General features: G+C 65.5%; 2 protein-coding genes. Both read left to right on the top strand.

What is annotated here, in order from left to right; all coding sequences use genetic code 11:
* Window positions 1–199 precede the first annotated feature (199 nt).
* Window positions 200–817, top strand: a complete 618-nt coding sequence (locus tag MXAZACID_RS09925) for a DsbA family protein (RefSeq protein WP_039885161.1) — start codon at window positions 200–202, stop codon at window positions 815–817.
* Window positions 818–827: 10 nt separating this feature from the next.
* Window positions 828–1,128: AAA family ATPase (locus tag MXAZACID_RS09920; protein WP_008494171.1), on the top strand; the 301-nt coding region annotated here is incomplete at its 3' end.

Below are 1,128 nucleotides of genomic sequence, written 5' to 3'. Positions count from 1 at the left end.
GCAGGCGCCGCGCCCGCCCGCCACCCCGCCGGCCCGCCCGAAACCGCGCCATCCCGCCGCACCACCGGAGGATCTGCCGCCCGGCCCGCTGGGCGAGGCGCTGGCCCGGCTCTACCAGGGCTTAAAATCCCGTGGATAACTCTCACGCCGGGTTGGACTCCCGGCAGGGTCTTTGGCTACACTAGATATAGGAGACAACATGCAGTTTACTCGCCGTTCCATACTATCTGTTGTGGGTGCCACCGCGCTGATGCCAGGCGCCGCCTGGGCCGACTCGGGCAGCCTTCCGGCCACCGAGACGCAGCGCTCGATCGGCGCCGCCACCGCGCCGGTGACGATCATGGAGTTCTTCTCCCTCACCTGCACCCATTGCGCCGAGTTCGGCACGGTCACCATGCCGCAGGTGAAGCCGAAGCTGGTGGATACCGGCAAGCTGCGCATCGTCTATCATGATTTCCCGCTCGACCAGGTGGCGCTGAAGGCGGCCCAGGTGGCGCGCTATCTGCCGGTGGATGAATATTACCCGTTCATCGAGGCGCTGTTTGCCAGCCAGAATGACTGGGCCTTCCAGCAGGGCGAGGATTATCACGCCTCGATCTTCAAATATGCCGCCCTGGCCGGCATGGACCAGGCGACCTACGACAAGGCCTGGAACGACATGGCGCTGGCGAAATGGATTCTCGCCGGCCAGAAGGAAGCCGAGACCACCTACAAGATCAACGCCACCCCGTCCTTCGTGCTGAACGGTAAGACCTATCCGGGGGCGATGGATTACGAGGATTTCGCCGCCCTGATCGCCAAGGCGGCCGGGGGCTAAAGGAGGCTGAATGCCCGCTCGTTTCGCCCGGCTGCGGATTGCCGGTTTCAAGAGCTTTGCCGACCCGACGACGGTGGAGATCCTCCCCGGTCTGACCGGGGTGGTCGGGCCGAACGGGTGCGGCAAATCCAACGTCATCGAGGCGCTACGCTGGGCGATGGGCGAGGCCAATGCCCGCAATATGCGCGGCAATGAGATGGAGGATGTGATCTTCGCCGGCACCTCCGGCCGGGCGGCGCGGAATCTGGCGGAAGTGACGCTGACGCTGGAGGAGACGCTGGGGCTGGCGCCGCCGCCCTTCCAGGAATCGG

Origin of the sequence: Acidocella sp. MX-AZ02, assembly GCF_000306035.1 — a bacterium.
Lineage (GTDB): Bacteria > Pseudomonadota > Alphaproteobacteria > Acetobacterales > Acetobacteraceae > Acidocella > Acidocella facilis.
Note: the sequence above shows the minus strand (reverse complement) of the source record. Positions and strands in the feature narration are given on the sequence as shown.